This window comes from Caldithrix sp. (genome assembly GCF_056497305.1).
On the sequence record NZ_JBSMDE010000075.1, the window covers coordinates 44,857 to 59,088 of the forward strand.

General features: G+C 45.8%; 14 protein-coding genes. All 14 read right to left on the minus strand.

From position 1 onward, the window contains the following. Positions 1 to 47: 47 nt before the first annotated feature. On the minus strand, positions 48 to 1,841 hold the full coding sequence (locus tag ACWB0I_RS06520) for an FAD-dependent oxidoreductase (RefSeq protein ID WP_479387241.1): 1,794 nt from the start codon (positions 1,839 to 1,841) through the stop codon (positions 48 to 50). Between the two features lie 31 nt (positions 1,842 to 1,872). Continuing rightward, positions 1,873 to 3,093, minus strand: coding sequence for an NADH-quinone oxidoreductase subunit D (locus tag ACWB0I_RS06525; protein ID WP_479387242.1), 1,221 nt, complete (start codon positions 3,091 to 3,093; stop codon positions 1,873 to 1,875). Continuing rightward, complete coding sequence (locus ACWB0I_RS06530; protein ID WP_479387243.1) at positions 3,038 to 3,631, minus strand: NADH-quinone oxidoreductase subunit C; 594 nt, start codon at positions 3,629 to 3,631, stop codon at positions 3,038 to 3,040. The genes ACWB0I_RS06525 and ACWB0I_RS06530 overlap by 56 nt, the downstream gene beginning before the upstream one ends. Positions 3,632 to 3,637: 6 nt before the next feature. After that, a complete protein-coding gene (gene nuoB, locus ACWB0I_RS06535; protein ID WP_479387244.1) occupies positions 3,638 to 4,258 on the minus strand; it encodes an NADH-quinone oxidoreductase subunit NuoB in 621 nt (206 codons plus the stop codon). Between the two features lie 24 nt (positions 4,259 to 4,282). Beyond that, positions 4,283 to 5,194, minus strand: a complete 912-nt coding sequence (locus ACWB0I_RS06540; protein ID WP_479387245.1) for a respiratory chain complex I subunit 1 family protein — start codon at positions 5,192 to 5,194, stop codon at positions 4,283 to 4,285. Continuing rightward, positions 5,194 to 8,334 carry a proton-conducting transporter transmembrane domain-containing protein gene (locus ACWB0I_RS06545; protein WP_479387246.1) on the minus strand — a complete coding sequence of 1,047 codons (3,141 nt, stop codon included), beginning with the start codon at positions 8,332 to 8,334 and terminating at the stop codon, positions 5,194 to 5,196. Before ACWB0I_RS06545 ends, ACWB0I_RS06540 begins: the two co-directional genes overlap by 1 nt. Beyond that, positions 8,328 to 8,681, minus strand: coding sequence for a sodium:proton antiporter (locus tag ACWB0I_RS06550; RefSeq protein ID WP_479387247.1), 354 nt, complete (start codon positions 8,679 to 8,681; stop codon positions 8,328 to 8,330). The genes ACWB0I_RS06545 and ACWB0I_RS06550 overlap by 7 nt, the downstream gene beginning before the upstream one ends. Positions 8,682 to 8,696: 15 nt before the next feature. Further along, positions 8,697 to 9,389: a hydrogen gas-evolving membrane-bound hydrogenase subunit E gene (gene mbhE / locus ACWB0I_RS06555; protein WP_479387248.1), complete on the minus strand. Its 693-nt coding sequence runs from the start codon at positions 9,387 to 9,389 to the stop codon at positions 8,697 to 8,699. After that, positions 9,382 to 9,630 carry a hydrogenase subunit MbhD domain-containing protein gene (locus ACWB0I_RS06560; protein WP_479387249.1) on the minus strand — a complete coding sequence of 83 codons (249 nt, stop codon included), beginning with the start codon at positions 9,628 to 9,630 and terminating at the stop codon, positions 9,382 to 9,384. The genes mbhE and ACWB0I_RS06560 overlap by 8 nt, the downstream gene beginning before the upstream one ends. Next, on the minus strand, positions 9,627 to 9,992 hold the full coding sequence (gene mnhG, locus ACWB0I_RS06565) for a monovalent cation/H(+) antiporter subunit G (RefSeq protein ID WP_479387250.1): 366 nt from the start codon (positions 9,990 to 9,992) through the stop codon (positions 9,627 to 9,629). The genes ACWB0I_RS06560 and mnhG overlap by 4 nt, the downstream gene beginning before the upstream one ends. Further along, positions 9,992 to 10,252, minus strand: coding sequence for an MrpF/PhaF family protein (locus ACWB0I_RS06570; RefSeq protein ID WP_479387251.1), 261 nt, complete (start codon positions 10,250 to 10,252; stop codon positions 9,992 to 9,994). The genes mnhG and ACWB0I_RS06570 overlap by 1 nt, the downstream gene beginning before the upstream one ends. After that, positions 10,245 to 10,760, minus strand: a complete 516-nt coding sequence (locus ACWB0I_RS06575) for a Na+/H+ antiporter subunit E (protein ID WP_479387252.1) — start codon at positions 10,758 to 10,760, stop codon at positions 10,245 to 10,247. Before ACWB0I_RS06575 ends, ACWB0I_RS06570 begins: the two co-directional genes overlap by 8 nt. 48 nt (positions 10,761 to 10,808) lie before the next feature. Then, positions 10,809 to 11,264, minus strand: a complete 456-nt coding sequence (locus tag ACWB0I_RS06580; protein ID WP_479387253.1) for a MarR family winged helix-turn-helix transcriptional regulator — start codon at positions 11,262 to 11,264, stop codon at positions 10,809 to 10,811. A gap of 266 nt (positions 11,265 to 11,530) precedes the next feature. Beyond that, positions 11,531 to 13,777 (minus strand): response regulator, encoded by a 2,247-nt coding sequence (locus ACWB0I_RS06585; RefSeq protein WP_479387254.1) that lies wholly within the window; start codon positions 13,775 to 13,777, stop codon positions 11,531 to 11,533. Positions 13,778 to 14,232 lie beyond the last annotated feature (455 nt).

Here is a 14,232-nt window from a genome sequence, read left to right on the forward strand (position 1 = left end):
TCTTCCTTCAATCTCATTCAAAACTCTACACTGGATTAGAACGCTTTCTATTCAACAAGAGGCTCGCCAATCTTCGTCAGATATTTGTTGATAAAATAGGCGGCTTTTTTACCATCGGCAATGGCGCGGATGGCGTCGTCGGGGCCAAAGCCGCAATCTCCACCGGCAAAAATATTTTTCACATTGGTTTGCAGAGTATTGGGATCAATGTCAAAGGTTCCCCAGCGCGTTGTCTTTACATTTACCTGGGAAGCCATTTCACTATCCACTTTTTGACCAATGGCCATCACACAGGTATCAGCTTCCACCACATAATTGGAGCCTTCAATGGGAACGGGTCGGCGTCTTCCCGTGGAATCCGGTTCTCCCAATTTCATACGCAAACACTCAATTTCCAGCTTTTGTCCCTTGCGTGAAATTTTAATGGGCGAGGTTAAAAATTCGAAGTGCACGCCTTCTTCTCTGGCTTCTTCAATTTCTTCGTCATTGGCCGGCATTTCCTGTTCAGTTCTGCGGTAAAGGACCTGCACCTCTTTTGCGCCCAGACGCACGGAAGATCGGCAGACATCCATGGCAGTATTTCCGCCGCCGACTACCACAACCTTTTCTCCCAGATCCGGGCGCTCACCTTGGGCAATGCGATCCAGAAAATCCACGCCGATTAGCACCCCCGGCGTGTTCATACCTTCGATGGGCATTTCCGTACCTTTTTGCGCGCCCACAGAAATAAAGACCGCATCATAGGTTTCCTGCAGCTCTTTAAGATTGATGTCTTTACCCACTTCCACATTGTACTTCACCTGCACTCCGGTGTCCAGAATGGTTTTAATCTCACGATCCAGCACCGCTTTGGGCAGGCGATACTCCGGAATGCCATAGCGTAACATTCCGCCCAATTTATCGTGCTTTTCAAAAACCGTAACCTGGTAGCCATAATTTCTCAAATAGAAGGCTGCAGTCAACCCGGAGGGACCGCCGCCAATGACCGCAATCTTTTTGTCCAGTTGGGGCAAAGGATTGCCAATGCCTAAAATTTCATTGCGTTTTTCGTAGGTGTTGTCCGTGATGTAACGTTTGAGCCAGCGGATGGCGATGGGTTCGCCGTTATGCCCCAGAGCGCAAACGTCCTGGCAACGGGCCGTACAAACCCGACCGCACGATTCGGAGAAGGGATTGGTGTCGTACAAAATTTTCAGCCCGTCTTCCAGGCGATTTTCCCGAATGGCGCGGATGTATTCCGGAATGTCCATGTGCGTTGGGCAGGCCTCGATGCAGATGCCGCACTCCAGGCAACGACTGGCTTCTTCCAGGGCCATAGTAACCTGGTAACCTTTGGCCATTTCTTCAAACGTATTTTTACGTATTTCCGGTTCGAGCACGGGCATGGGTTCCTGTTCCGGATCTAACAGCCAGGCTTCTTCGCTCCTGCGATAGCCTTTGTCGTCATCTTTCCACTCTTTTTCATCAATACCTGGTTTAAAAACCCATTCATCGGCATTGGGCGTAACCCAAATATAGTCATTGGACATGCCCAAGGAGCCGGTAGGGCACACATCGACACACAGAGCGCACCAACAGCAACGTCCGTAATCGATTTGCGGACGCAAACCGCTGTCGCCCTTTTTGGCTGTAATCGGTTGGGCTTCAACCATATCGATGGCTTCATTTTGACAGATTTCTTCGCAGGTTCCGCAACCAATACACTTTTCGACATCATTCACATGAAAACCACGATAGCGATCAGCGCCCACACGTTCGGTTATCGGCTTTTTAATGGTAAAGGGCTTTTCTAACGTTCGTTTCCAGGCAGTAAACGGTGAAAGCACATCTTTTAGACTCATCACTTACATCCTTTTTAATTCGCAATCTGCATTAACGTTCAATTTCAGGTGGACAGGTTTGCAAAGAGACCATTAATCCGGCCACGTCGGCAATACTAACGCCCACGGCCAATTGTTCCAGCAGGGCCATGGCATGCGTGTAACTGGCTCCGCGGACATGCACCCGCCGCGGATATTCACTTCCGTCCGTAACCAGATAGTAACCCATTTCTCCGCGTCCTGTTTCCGCTCTCACATAGGTCTCTCCGGCTGGTACCTTCCAGTGCAGCACATTGGGCAATTTGATGCGTACCGGACCTCCGGATGGCATGCGTTTTAAAATTTGGCGGATTAAATGAATGGAATTCAAAATCTCTTCTTTGCGCAGTAAAGAGCGCTCGTACACATCGGATTCCGTACCTAAAATCATTTCAAAATCCAGCTGATCATAAACAAGATAGGGATTGTTTTTACGCACATCGATGGGAATGCCCGCCGCCCTGGCCGTGGTGCCGGTAATTCCAAAGGGCTCAATCCATTCAGGGGGAATAATGCCCAACCCTTTAGCCCGGGCTTTAAACACCGCATTGTTAAACATCAGCCTTTCAATATCCAGAATCAACTTTTCTAATTTTTGCAGCACTTTTTCCACACGATCGGCAAAGCCTTCATCCGGAAAATCCTGGCGAACCCCCCCCGGAATAATGTACATGTGGTAAACGCGGCCGCCTGTCAATTCTTCAAATAAATCCAGAATAAAATCACGATGGGCCACACCCCATTGTCCAACAGGCACCAGGCCAAAAGCGCCGGCCTGTCCGCCCAGACCCATGGTCAAAGAAGCCACACGGATTAATTCCAGCACCATAGTACGTATCCATTGGCCTCTTTCCGGTACCTGAATTCCGGCAAGTTCTTCTACGGCAGCGGCAAAAAGATATTCATTGTAATCCGGTTCCGGAACGCAAATACGACAGACAATGGGAAAGCATTGAATGAATTTGCGACGCTCCATTAACTTTTCAAAACCGCGATGCAGGTAGCCCACATGGGTTTTACAATCCACCACAACATCGCCCTGTAAGGTCAGTTCAAGGGCCATGTTGCCCGTTACCCCAGGATGCTGAGGGCCATGCCAGATTTTTAGATATTTCCCTGATTTTAAATCGAATTCTTTGGGCTCGGCCCAGAATGGCTGCCAGGGATTTGAAACCGTTTTAGCCAGCGTCTGTTGATTTATTTCGATTGTTGCGGACGATTCTTTTGATTTCATATTTAACCTCGGCCTCTACACGGTAAAGTTTCTTTTCCATAATTTTTACAGGATCGCAGGTAGCTCTGCCTTCGCGCGGGAAGTAGGTCTCCTCCGAATACTTCTTGGTGTCAAATTCTTTGCGCATGGGAGGAATGTTGTCCCAGCCTTCCAGGATCATGGGTTCATTAATACGTGGACTGCCCGGGAAATCGATGCCAAACATTTCTTTGATTTCACGCTGATACACCTGAGCTGCGGCCCAGAGATGGTGAATACTGTCCATCACCGGATTCTGACGATCAATTTCCACGCGTACCCCAATATCGCTGTGTAACTGATAATTGTGTAAAATGTAGGTTAACTGAAACAGGTTTTGCTCCATGTAATCCACTGCAGAAATCAGCACCAGATGGCGGAATCCTTCGACATCGCGTAAATAGGTTATGGCCTGCACAGCAACGTTCTGTTTTACGGTTACAAAAGCCAGATCGGGCCTCTGTACATCTCGGACCTGTACAAAAAATCTTTGGTCCAAACGATCAAGAATATTTTCCATAGTCACCTACCAATTGTATTCCGGCAAATCCCAGTTTTTAATGATTTTCTTTTGATTGGCTTTGTACCATTCAAAGTTTTCGACATATTTATTGGCGCCTTCGGCCTTGCCCTCTTTTATTAATTGTTTTAATGTATTGAAACCGGCAATCAGGGCCTCGGGCCGCGGCATGCATCCCGCAATGTAAACATCTACCGGCAGGTAATAGTCCAGGCGGTTAATGGTATTGTAGCTGTCAAAGTACATGCCGCCATTCACCGTACAACTGCCCAATCCCAGAACAAATTTGGGATTTTGCATTTGTTCGTAACTGCGAATCACTCGCTTTAATGTTTTTACAGAAAGGTATCCGCTAATGATAAACACGCCGGCCTGGCGCGGCGTGGGCCGGGGGAAAATGCCAAAACGCGACACATCGTAACGCGCGGTGTACAGCGGTGGCAACTCAATGGAGCCGCACCCTGTGCCAAAGGCTAAAATCCACAGTGAATTGGCCTGGGCCCAGTTGTAAAATTTGCGGACAATCTTGTTGGCCACCGGAGTAACGACTTTAGGCTGCGCATCGCAATAATAGTCTTCCGGCCTGAAACCTTCATCCATCACATTCTTCAAATCTTTATCTTCCATTATTCTGTCCTAATTTCTGTTCCATTAAAATGAATAAATCAAAACAGCCACAACACCAATCATGGCTGGTATTTTGATTAACCAGCGAATCGATTGTTCAACCTTAAAGCGCGGAAAAACCACACCAACCACCACACAAAATTGAAAAATCAAAAATGTTTTTATTACCATTTCCAGAATAGACGTCGCCCCGCCAAAAAAGAGGTTCATAAAAAGGACCAGCTTAGCGGCAGCAAAAACAGAGCGGTTGGACTGCAGCAGCACCAGGAAACTGCTATTGAATTCCGTCGGCGGTCCGATAGGAATTTCTTGCGGCGCCATGTGTACATCAAACGGAGAGTGCATCATCATCCCCAGATAGGCCAGCATGCCGGCCAGGGTGGCCACCGGATTGGTAAACATATTCCAGTGGGCAATACCTCCCTGCTGGGCGGCCACAATTTCAGAAATAGACAACGTATGGTGTTGTGCTGCCAGAGCAATGACTGCCAAAGCAAAAGGCACCTCCGAAGCCGTCACCTGAGAAAGTCCGCGCATAATCCCCAATGCCGAAAAAGGATGGCCGCTTTCGCCGGCGCCCAGAGCCATGCCCAACATGCCAAAAAAGATAAAATACATCACCAGAATCAGGTCGCCGTTAAAGCTAAAGTTTTGTAACCACACCGAGCCGTAAACAGCAGGAATGAGCAAGTAGAGTCCCACACCGCCAGCCAGACGAAAGACCGGCCCCAGATAAAACATGATGCCGTGCGAAATCGCCGTACGCATGGACAAACTTTTAATGATGTCCACATAAGGCTGCCAGATCGGCGGACCAATTCGACCATGCACCCGGGCAATGATTTTCATGGTAACACCAATCAACAACAATCCGTAGTTGAAAATCAAAAATAAGGAAGCCAGAGCATAGCCAATTTTTATCCAGATGTCACTCATTAGTTTACTCCCATCATGAAATAGAGCGTCAGACTTAAAAGAAAGATAAAAAGAGCGTAGGTCTGTCCATTGCCCGTGTAAATCAGGCGCAAGCCTGCTGCCAGCGAATGGCTCCATTCGCTTACCCCGCTCCAGAAACGACGTACCAGTGGTTTAAGCAAAGGGCTCATGGCACGCTGATATGGCGTAAAAAACTGATACGCATAATGCGTAGTTTCCGGCCGCTCCGGTTTTTCTGCGGCAAACACGATGTTGAACGGTTTCACTTTTTGCGGTCGGGGATTAATCAGCAGCAGGTAAACAAGCAACAGAACAAAGATTACAGCCACCATCATCATGGTCAGAGTTCCGTTCCAGTACCCAAGCGCATTGAACACCATCAAATTCTGCCATTTCAGCGTTGTGCTGAAAACAGGATCAATGATCTGAGAAATTGGCTGCAACAGGAGCTTTGGGTTTACGGAAAAGACCATAATGGCCACAATTAAAATGTACTGAGGAATTAAGAACCAGACAGGGGCTTCTTTTATCTTTAACTGTTCCGGCTTGGGGATTCCCAGAAAAATGGTGTGAATCAAACGATAACAGTACAAAAAAGCAATGGTACTGGCAAAAAAGGCCAGGCCTGTTTGCAGGTACCAGCCTTTTTCAATAAGCGCCTCATAAAGCAGCCACTTTCCGCCAAAACCGGTCAGCGGGGGTACACCAGACAAGGCAATAATACCAATAAGCACGGAGACAAAAGAAAGAGGCATCTGTTTGATCAGACCGCCCATTTTGTACATATCCCTTGTGCCCGTTCGATAAATAACTCCGGCAATGGCCAGAAAGAGCAATCCTTTAAACAACATGTGATTTAATGTATGCCACAACGCCGCAGCCCAGCCCAGATGGCTCATTACCGCCAGGCCTAGTAGAATGTAGCCCACCTGACCCACGCTGGAATAGGCTAATAATTTTTTGGCATCTTCCTGAAAGACAGCGAAGAGGGTGGCAAAAAATGCTGTTAAAACACCAATCCAGCCTAATATCACATTTAAACCGATGAAGTTGACCTGTTCCACTCCCATCTTAATTACCAGCAGCACAAAGCCTAAAATGCCTGCTTTGGAAAGCACGGCAGAGATCAGAGGCGTGGCGTCATCATCGGCCTCGGCATAAGCAGCCGGAGCCCAGATGTGCAATCCGACGGCTGCAATTTTAACCAGAAAACCAATGGCCAGTAAAGCGTAAATGAGGCGCCCATAAACATGTACGTTGGCCAGGGCCGACAGACTATCGCTCATGGGAAAGGCAAAATGAGCCAGTGCCAGCCCGGCTAAGATGACGTAGGCCCCTCCAAGACTAAACAGCACATAGACCAGCGCCGCCTGCCAGGCCTTTTGGCCCCGTAAAATTAACAAATAGGATGAGAGGGTCATTAACTCCCAGGCAAAGAAAAACTGTAACTGACTTTGTGCAAGCAACAAATTGGAAAGGGAACCGATCATCAACACCATTAAGGGAAAAAAGGCATAGGATTTTTCCTGACGGTGTAAAGAAGCGATGAGCAGTGTTCCTCCCCCAACCAAAAAAATGAGATTGAAATAGAGGTAGATGCCCTGCTGTTGCGGTAGAATCTGGTAGGCATACAGACCGATTAAAAGAATAGCCAGCAGCCCCTTCACTTTGGCCGGCAGCCAGTCCAGCAAAAACAATGCAGCAGCAGTTATTACAGGTAACAGAAGGAGCCAGGCGTCGACCATGTAATGGTTGGCAAACGCCAATCCTAAAAGAAGAGTAATAATGGCAAATACCCAGAGCGACAGGCGCTGCTCCCACAAACCGCTGACTTCTGCAGCGTCCGGTTTGGCCGGTTTAAAAGCCTGACCAAACCAGCGTAGTAGATAAGCGGCCTCAAACAATGAAGCCAGCAACAGAATGGCAATCCACCAGAACATGTTTTGCCCGGCCATGGCCATAACCAGAGACCATTTTCCCCAGAATCCGGCAAAAGGTGGAAAACCTAAAAGAGCCAGTACCAGAAGCCCAAATAAAAACTGCAAAACTGGTTTACTCTTTAATACATGCCAGTCCTGCACCTTTTCGGCTTTAACCACACCAGCCAGCCAGTAAAGTCCGGCCTTGGCAAAAAAATGGTTAAAAAAGAGAGCTAAAAGAATAAAACCATAGGTTTTCAAATCAGGGTCAAAAATCTGACTCAGGCTTAACACCATCAAGAGCAAGCCCATCTGGCCAACCGAAGAGTAGCCCAGAAGACGCGTGGTAATCGTTTGCTTTAATCCCATCCAGTTAGAAAAAAAGAAGGTGGCCAGCCCCAGCCCGGCGACAATCTTTAACCATGGTAAAGGGAACAGGGGCAAAATTTTGTACAAAGCAAAAAACATGGCACCCGATGTACCAGCAGAAATAACCGATGCTACCCCCGGGTGCGCGCCCTGATACACATCAAGCGCCCAGCCATTAGCTGGAAATTGCTTCATTTCGATTACAAAAGAAAGAAGTAAAACAAAGAGTCCGGCCACAATCAAATAGGTTGGTGAAGCGCTTAGCGACATCCCCAGCAGATCATCGATGTTTAGTGTGCCACTAAAACGGTAAAGCAAGATGATCCCCAACAGCAAAAAGATGGAGGCAATGCTGCCTGCAATCATATATTTAAAACCGGCAATCAGGGATTTTACCTGCAGATCCATTCCAATTAAAGCGTAACTGGCAATAGAGGTGATCTCAATGAAAACGAACAGGTTGAAAATGTCCCTGGTCATAACCAGGCCGTTCATTCCCAGGGTAACCAGCAGGAAAAGCACCTTGGCCCGCACACCAATTTGATTTAAATAGCGCAAAAGATAGATGGCCGTACTAAGCGCTAACAGATTCATGGCGCTTAAAAACAGGGCTTCGTTCGGGCCCATTTGCAAATTGATGGACAACGGCGGTTTTAACCCGGCAGTAAAAACCTGCACCGCTGACAATCCGTTAAAAAGCAGGCCCGTTAGCCATTGCACGGAAATAAAAGTCAGCGAAGTTAAAGCCAGCATAAAGACAAAATTTACCAGCGGTTTACCAAATCGTTCCAGAACAGGCAGTAAAAAAGCCACGCCCAGGGCAATGGCAATGATGTAAATTGGTTCTACCATTTTAGATCCCTGTAGTCACTAATGTCTAATGATTTTTTTTGTTGATAAAGTCTGATCACAAATGTGAGCATTAACGCATTGACCGCCACCCCGATGACAATGGCCGTGAGCACCAGAGCCTGGGGTACCGGATCCACCACTTTCAAAACCCCTTCCAGTTTCAGAAGGTCGGAATTCAGGATGGGCGCTGTGCGTCCTTTGATGAAACCAATGGCAATCATGATTAATTGCAAACCGGTTTCAGCGATGGCAATGCTTAAAACCATCTTGATCATGTTCCGGCGCGTCAATAATCCCCAGAAGCCAATGATCATTAAAACAAATCCAATTCCCAAAACAATTGTCATTGTAATGTCCAACCTTTAATGTTCTTGTTTAAGGTTTTCCAGAATGCCGGCCAATTCAGTCCCGACTTTTAACCCGATAAAAATATAAATTACAGGAATGGCGCCTGCGCTAAGAACCTGGCCATATTGCCCCAGGGGTAAAAAGCGATTATCCAGAAAACCGCCAGCCAGGACAAGCCCTAACAGGCCAACCACCACATACCCGACCCCTGAAATAGATTCAACCCAATTAAGCAGGCTATGTTTAAAGCGATAATCGGGGTAGGTCAGGAGCAGCAGAAGCATGGAGGAGGCAATCACGGCTCCGCCCTGAAAACCACCGCCAGGGGACAGGTGCCCATTGATAAAGATGTAAGCGCCAAACATGACAATAAACGGGGTTAGTAACTGCGTTCCGGTTTGTAAAAATTCACTGGCGGGCCGTTTTTTTGTTTTGCTCTTTTTTGTCTTTTCACGACGGCGCAGCAACACAGCGACTCCCGTGGCTGCCAGAAACAAAACGCTTACCTCGCCCAGTGTGTCCAATCCACGATAGGTGACAACAATAGCCGTAACCACATTAACCGCTCCTAACTCCGCAGGCTCACGTTTAACATATTCGCGGGCCACACCATTGAGGTCGGTCATGGGCAGCCAGTTGGCCACCATTTTCCAGAACATTAAGACAAAACCCAATAGAATCAGAAAAGAAATGGAGCGCTTAATCATGTTCAACCTCCTCCTCCTGGGTGTGCTTTACAGCGTAAAGGAAAATAGCTGTAGATAATCCGGCGCCAATAGCCGCTTCGGTCATGGCCACATCAGGAGCAGCCAGAATGAGATAGAGCAGGCTGGCAAATAAGCTCACAATACCCCCGGCTACAACGGCCGCAATTAAATTTTTCAGATATATGGCCGCAATCGCTGCCACAATCATAGCAAAACCCAGTAAAATAACCAGAGCAATCATAATATTTCCGCCTCCGGCATCGTTTCTTCCTTTTTTTCTTTTTCATCTCTGGAAAGTCTGTCTTCAATTGTTTTTGTGGTTAGCGGAATACCACGAAAATGGGCAGCCCGGGCCAGGGCATGTGATGAAAGCGGATTGGTGGTTACCAAAAAGGCCACCAGAATGAAGGTTTGCCAGAACCAGGGCAGATGAAACAGCCCGATGCCCAACATGGTTAAAATACTGCCCAGAGTAGTCGCTTTGGTGCCTGCCTGCATCCGATTATAGAGATCGGGCATCCTTAAAATGCCTAAGGCGCCTAAAAACAAAAAAACAGACCCCAAAAGTGAAATCACAGCGCCTGCCAGACGAATAAGCTCCATCACAGGCCTCCTTCCAAAAAACGGGCCACCGCGATAACCCCAATAAAGCTCAAAATGGCGTAAACCAATCCCACATCAAGATAGATGGCACGGCCTGTAAACAGAGCAATAAAAACAATAAGAGAAGTGGAAATAATGGTTAATGCGTCCAGCGCCACAGTTCTATCGGCTGCCGTGGGACCAATAACAAAACGCACACTGGCTACCAGTACAGCCAGCATGGCAATAAGCATGGCAATATGCATCAATGTTTCAGCCAAAGATCACCTCCAAATATCTTTCGAAACCAGCAACTATTTTTTGCGTGGCTCCCTGTTCGTCGATGTCGCTGACATCAATCCAGTGGATGTAATAGTAGTCGCCATGAACATCCACAGAGAGGGTGCCCGGCGTTAAGGTAATTGAATTAGCCAGAATCATCCGTCCAATTGGCGATTTTAACCTGGTTTTAACGCGTACAATACCTGGATTTATGGGAATTTTGGGTTGCACAACGCGACGAGCCACATCAAAATTTGATTTTACAATAGAAATGAATAAATAAAAAATGTAGAAAACAGAATAGGCAACTTTCCTGGGTGTAATGGCCGGGAATTTAGAAGGGCTGGTAAAAAATAGCGCAACCCAAAATGCAAAGATAAAAATTACCAGCCAGTCTCCTTGATTAGTCGAATGCGTCCAGAGAACGTAAAAGGCTAATAGAACGAAAGCCAGCAATAACGCTGACAGCAACTTGACTACAAACTCTGTCTTTGTTTTATTCATCATGACAACTTTCCAGTTTGTTCTGAATTTCACAGAAACGGGTAAAATAAATTAGTCTTCTTTATTTTTTTCCAACCACTGGTCGATTATGCGCATTAACTGTTCAATTGACCAGATCAGTTTTTCACGTGACGCTTCATCTAATTGAGCAAAAATTTCTTCATGCAGTTCGCTGGCGGCTTTTTGCAACTTTTGAACCATCTCCCGGCCCTTTTTAGTCAGGAGCACATCAATACTGCGTCGGTCTTCGGTCGAAATACGTCTTTTAATCAAGCCCTTTTTTTCCAACAACGTCAGAACGCGCGTCACTCCGCCAGGCGTCAGATCCAATCGTTCATTAAGTTCTTTCACGCTTAAAGAATCGTGATCATAAAATTGTGCAAGACAATTAAACTCTGCCTGTGAAATACCCATTTTTTTTACAAAATACAAATCCTTTAATTTACATTTTTGCCTCAGTGAAAAAATCAATTCAGCAATGGCGCTGTAATCCGTAGACTTACTCAAAATTTGCCTCCAAATATTATTTACATAGTAAATTATTTATTATTATAATTTTTGTCAAATAAAAATTTTTATAAGAAATCTTGTAAGTATTTTCACTTGAATGCCTTGACAGGGGGCTTTGTTGTAGTTTAAATTGAGAACTCAGGCATTCTAATATCTTTTAAAAAAGTGTGTCTCTTAATTAGCGAAGTAAAAATCGGGCCAAAATCAATTGGAAAAAATTTCATTCTTTTGCGTCAGCAACGATTGGTAAGTCGCCGTCTGAATCAATGAATCATAGCGCCGGCTACGCGTTCAATCTCTTTAAACAGTTCTTCCCGGCGGATCGGTTTGGAAACATAGCCATCCATTCCGGCAGCCAGGCAACGATCCACATCCTTTTTCATGGCATGCGCGGTTAAGGCAATTATGGGAATATGGGTTTGCCCGCCCTCCCACTCTCTTATTTTTTGCGTGGCCTGAATACCGTCCATTTCCGGCATTTGCACATCCATCAAAATCAGGTCGTAATGGTTTGTTTTAATTTTTTCCAGAACCTGTAAGCCATTTTTGGCAACATCTGCACTGTAACCAGCTTTCTCCAACAATCTTAAAGCTAATTTTTGATTGACTGGATTATCTTCGGCCACCAGAATATGAAGCTGGGGAAGCACTTCGCGTACTGTGTACTGAGTTACCAGAGCCGGCTGCTTCTCTTCGATTTTAGGCAGGCCCAGGGTTACCTGGATGGCCTTAAGAAAATCGGTTAATTTGACCGGTTTGGGCAAATAGGCATTGATGCCGATTTTCCGACACCTTTCGCTGTCTCCGCGAATTCCGGAAGAGGTCAGCAAAATGATGGGAATGCCTTTCAGAGCTTTGTTAGCCCGTATCTTTTCTGAAAACTTAAATCCGTCCATCTCCGGCATCTGGGAATCGGTGATAATCAGGTCGAAAGCGTGATCTTTCTCCAGGATTTGTAAGGCTTTGATCGCATTTTCGGCGATGACCACCTGCAACTTGTTTTTTTCCAGGATCTTCTGGAAATAGTTACGATTAATGGAATTGTCATCGACCAAAAGAACGCGCAGACCTTTTAGTTTTTTCTGGAAATTGCGGTACGAAGCCACCTCCTTTAGTTCGGCTTTGGCTAATTGCACGGTAAAGAAAAAGGACGTTCCCGGCCCCCCGTCTTTGCGGTTTTTGTAGGAAGAAGGACTTTCTAACCAGATTTTGCCCTGCATCATTTTGACCAGACGTAAACAGATGGCCAATCCCAGCCCTGTGCCTCCGAACTTACGCGTGATCGAACTATCGGCCTGTACAAAGGATTCAAAAATCTTATCCTGAACCTCCCTAGGAATCCCCACACCGCTGTCGTGTACGGCAAATTTCAAAACTATATGATCGTCGGTTAACTGTTCTTTAAATACTTCAAGAACAATTTGGCCTTTTTCGGTAAATTTTATCGAATTGCCAATCAAATTCACAAGAATTTGTCGCAAGCGAATGGGATCTCCCTTAACGAAAATGGGGACTTCAGGGTCGATAAAATAGGCCAGTTCCACCTTTTTTTCCTGACTTTGAATGGCCAGTGGCTTGATCATATCGCCAATCATGTCATAGAGATTGAAATCGATCTCTTCCAGGTCCAGCTTGCCGGCCTCAATTTTAGAAAAGTCCAGAATGTCATTAATTATGGTCAGCAGGGTATCGGCTGAAGATTTCACCACGTTCAGATAGTCTCTTTGCTCTGCTGTTAGCGAGGTTTCCAGTGCCAGTTCGGTCATGCCAAGAATACCATTCATTGGTGTGCGTATTTCATGGCTCATATTGGCTAAAAATTCATCTTTGGCTTTATTAGCCTGTTCCACCTCTTCTTTGGCTTTTTCTAATTCGATGTTTCTTATGCTAAGAATATAGTTCTGATACAGCCTATCCCAGTATTCCTCGTAAAATTGTTTGGTGGCAATGGCAAGGTAAACGAAAAAGAAAGCAATCAGAATACCCCAGGCAAATAATTTTGCTTCGCCCATTAAAAAGGAAACAAAAATAGAAGGCCACAAAAGCAAGGCGAGGTAGGCCATGGACAGCTTTAAATTGGGTGAGAGCGTGGCAATTCCACCAACGGCAAGGCCGCTTAAGGTTACTAAAATGGTTAAAGAGGTGGTAGCCAAACCGTAATAGGAAACAACAAAAGCGCCTAACCAACCCCACAGGCCAACCAGCCCCAGAGTAATACCAGAAAACAAAAGCCGACATCGTTCGGGATGTAACTGACTTCGTTTTTGATAATAATAGCCCAGTACGGATCGGCCGGTACTAAGCAAAATCACACTGATCAAAATAGAAAAAAACAAGGCAGGGAAATCACCTGGCAAACGGGTCGTTGAAGCAATCAGCAACAAAAGGGCGATGTACATGACGGGACCGGCTTTTGCCCTTTTTACAATTTCCAGTTCGGCTTCCCGCCGCAATTCCGGTATTTTTGAATAAATTCTTGTTTTTAATGTAAACGGATTAAATCCAATCATGCTTTAATATTCCTAAAAAACCATCGATTCAAATTATCGGAATTTTTTGGGGGAACAATAGGAAAAATCTTGAAGGTTTTACAAAAAAGAGACATTCTGGGGAAAGAGCAAGCTCAGGTCATGGACTTTCCCACAGGAAAACACTTTAAAACAGGGAATTGATCAGTTCCGGTTACATCCTGGTACTCGTTCAACGGCTTGTTTTTCTTTCGCTGACTAAGATCCGACAAGAGGTTCGAATTTCCTTTGCATTTTTTAGAGGACAACCGCATTCGAAACTATTTTTAAAGCAGCGCAGTCGCAACGATTAATCAACTACATAAAACGCAACAAAGCTACGAATGCACGAAAAACATTTTTTAATTAAAAAAATTGCGAATTACGAATGGTTTTGTGAAATCGCAGGTTATTTCTGAAGGAGAAAGGCACGCGTGCTATGTGTCATTCCAAATTCC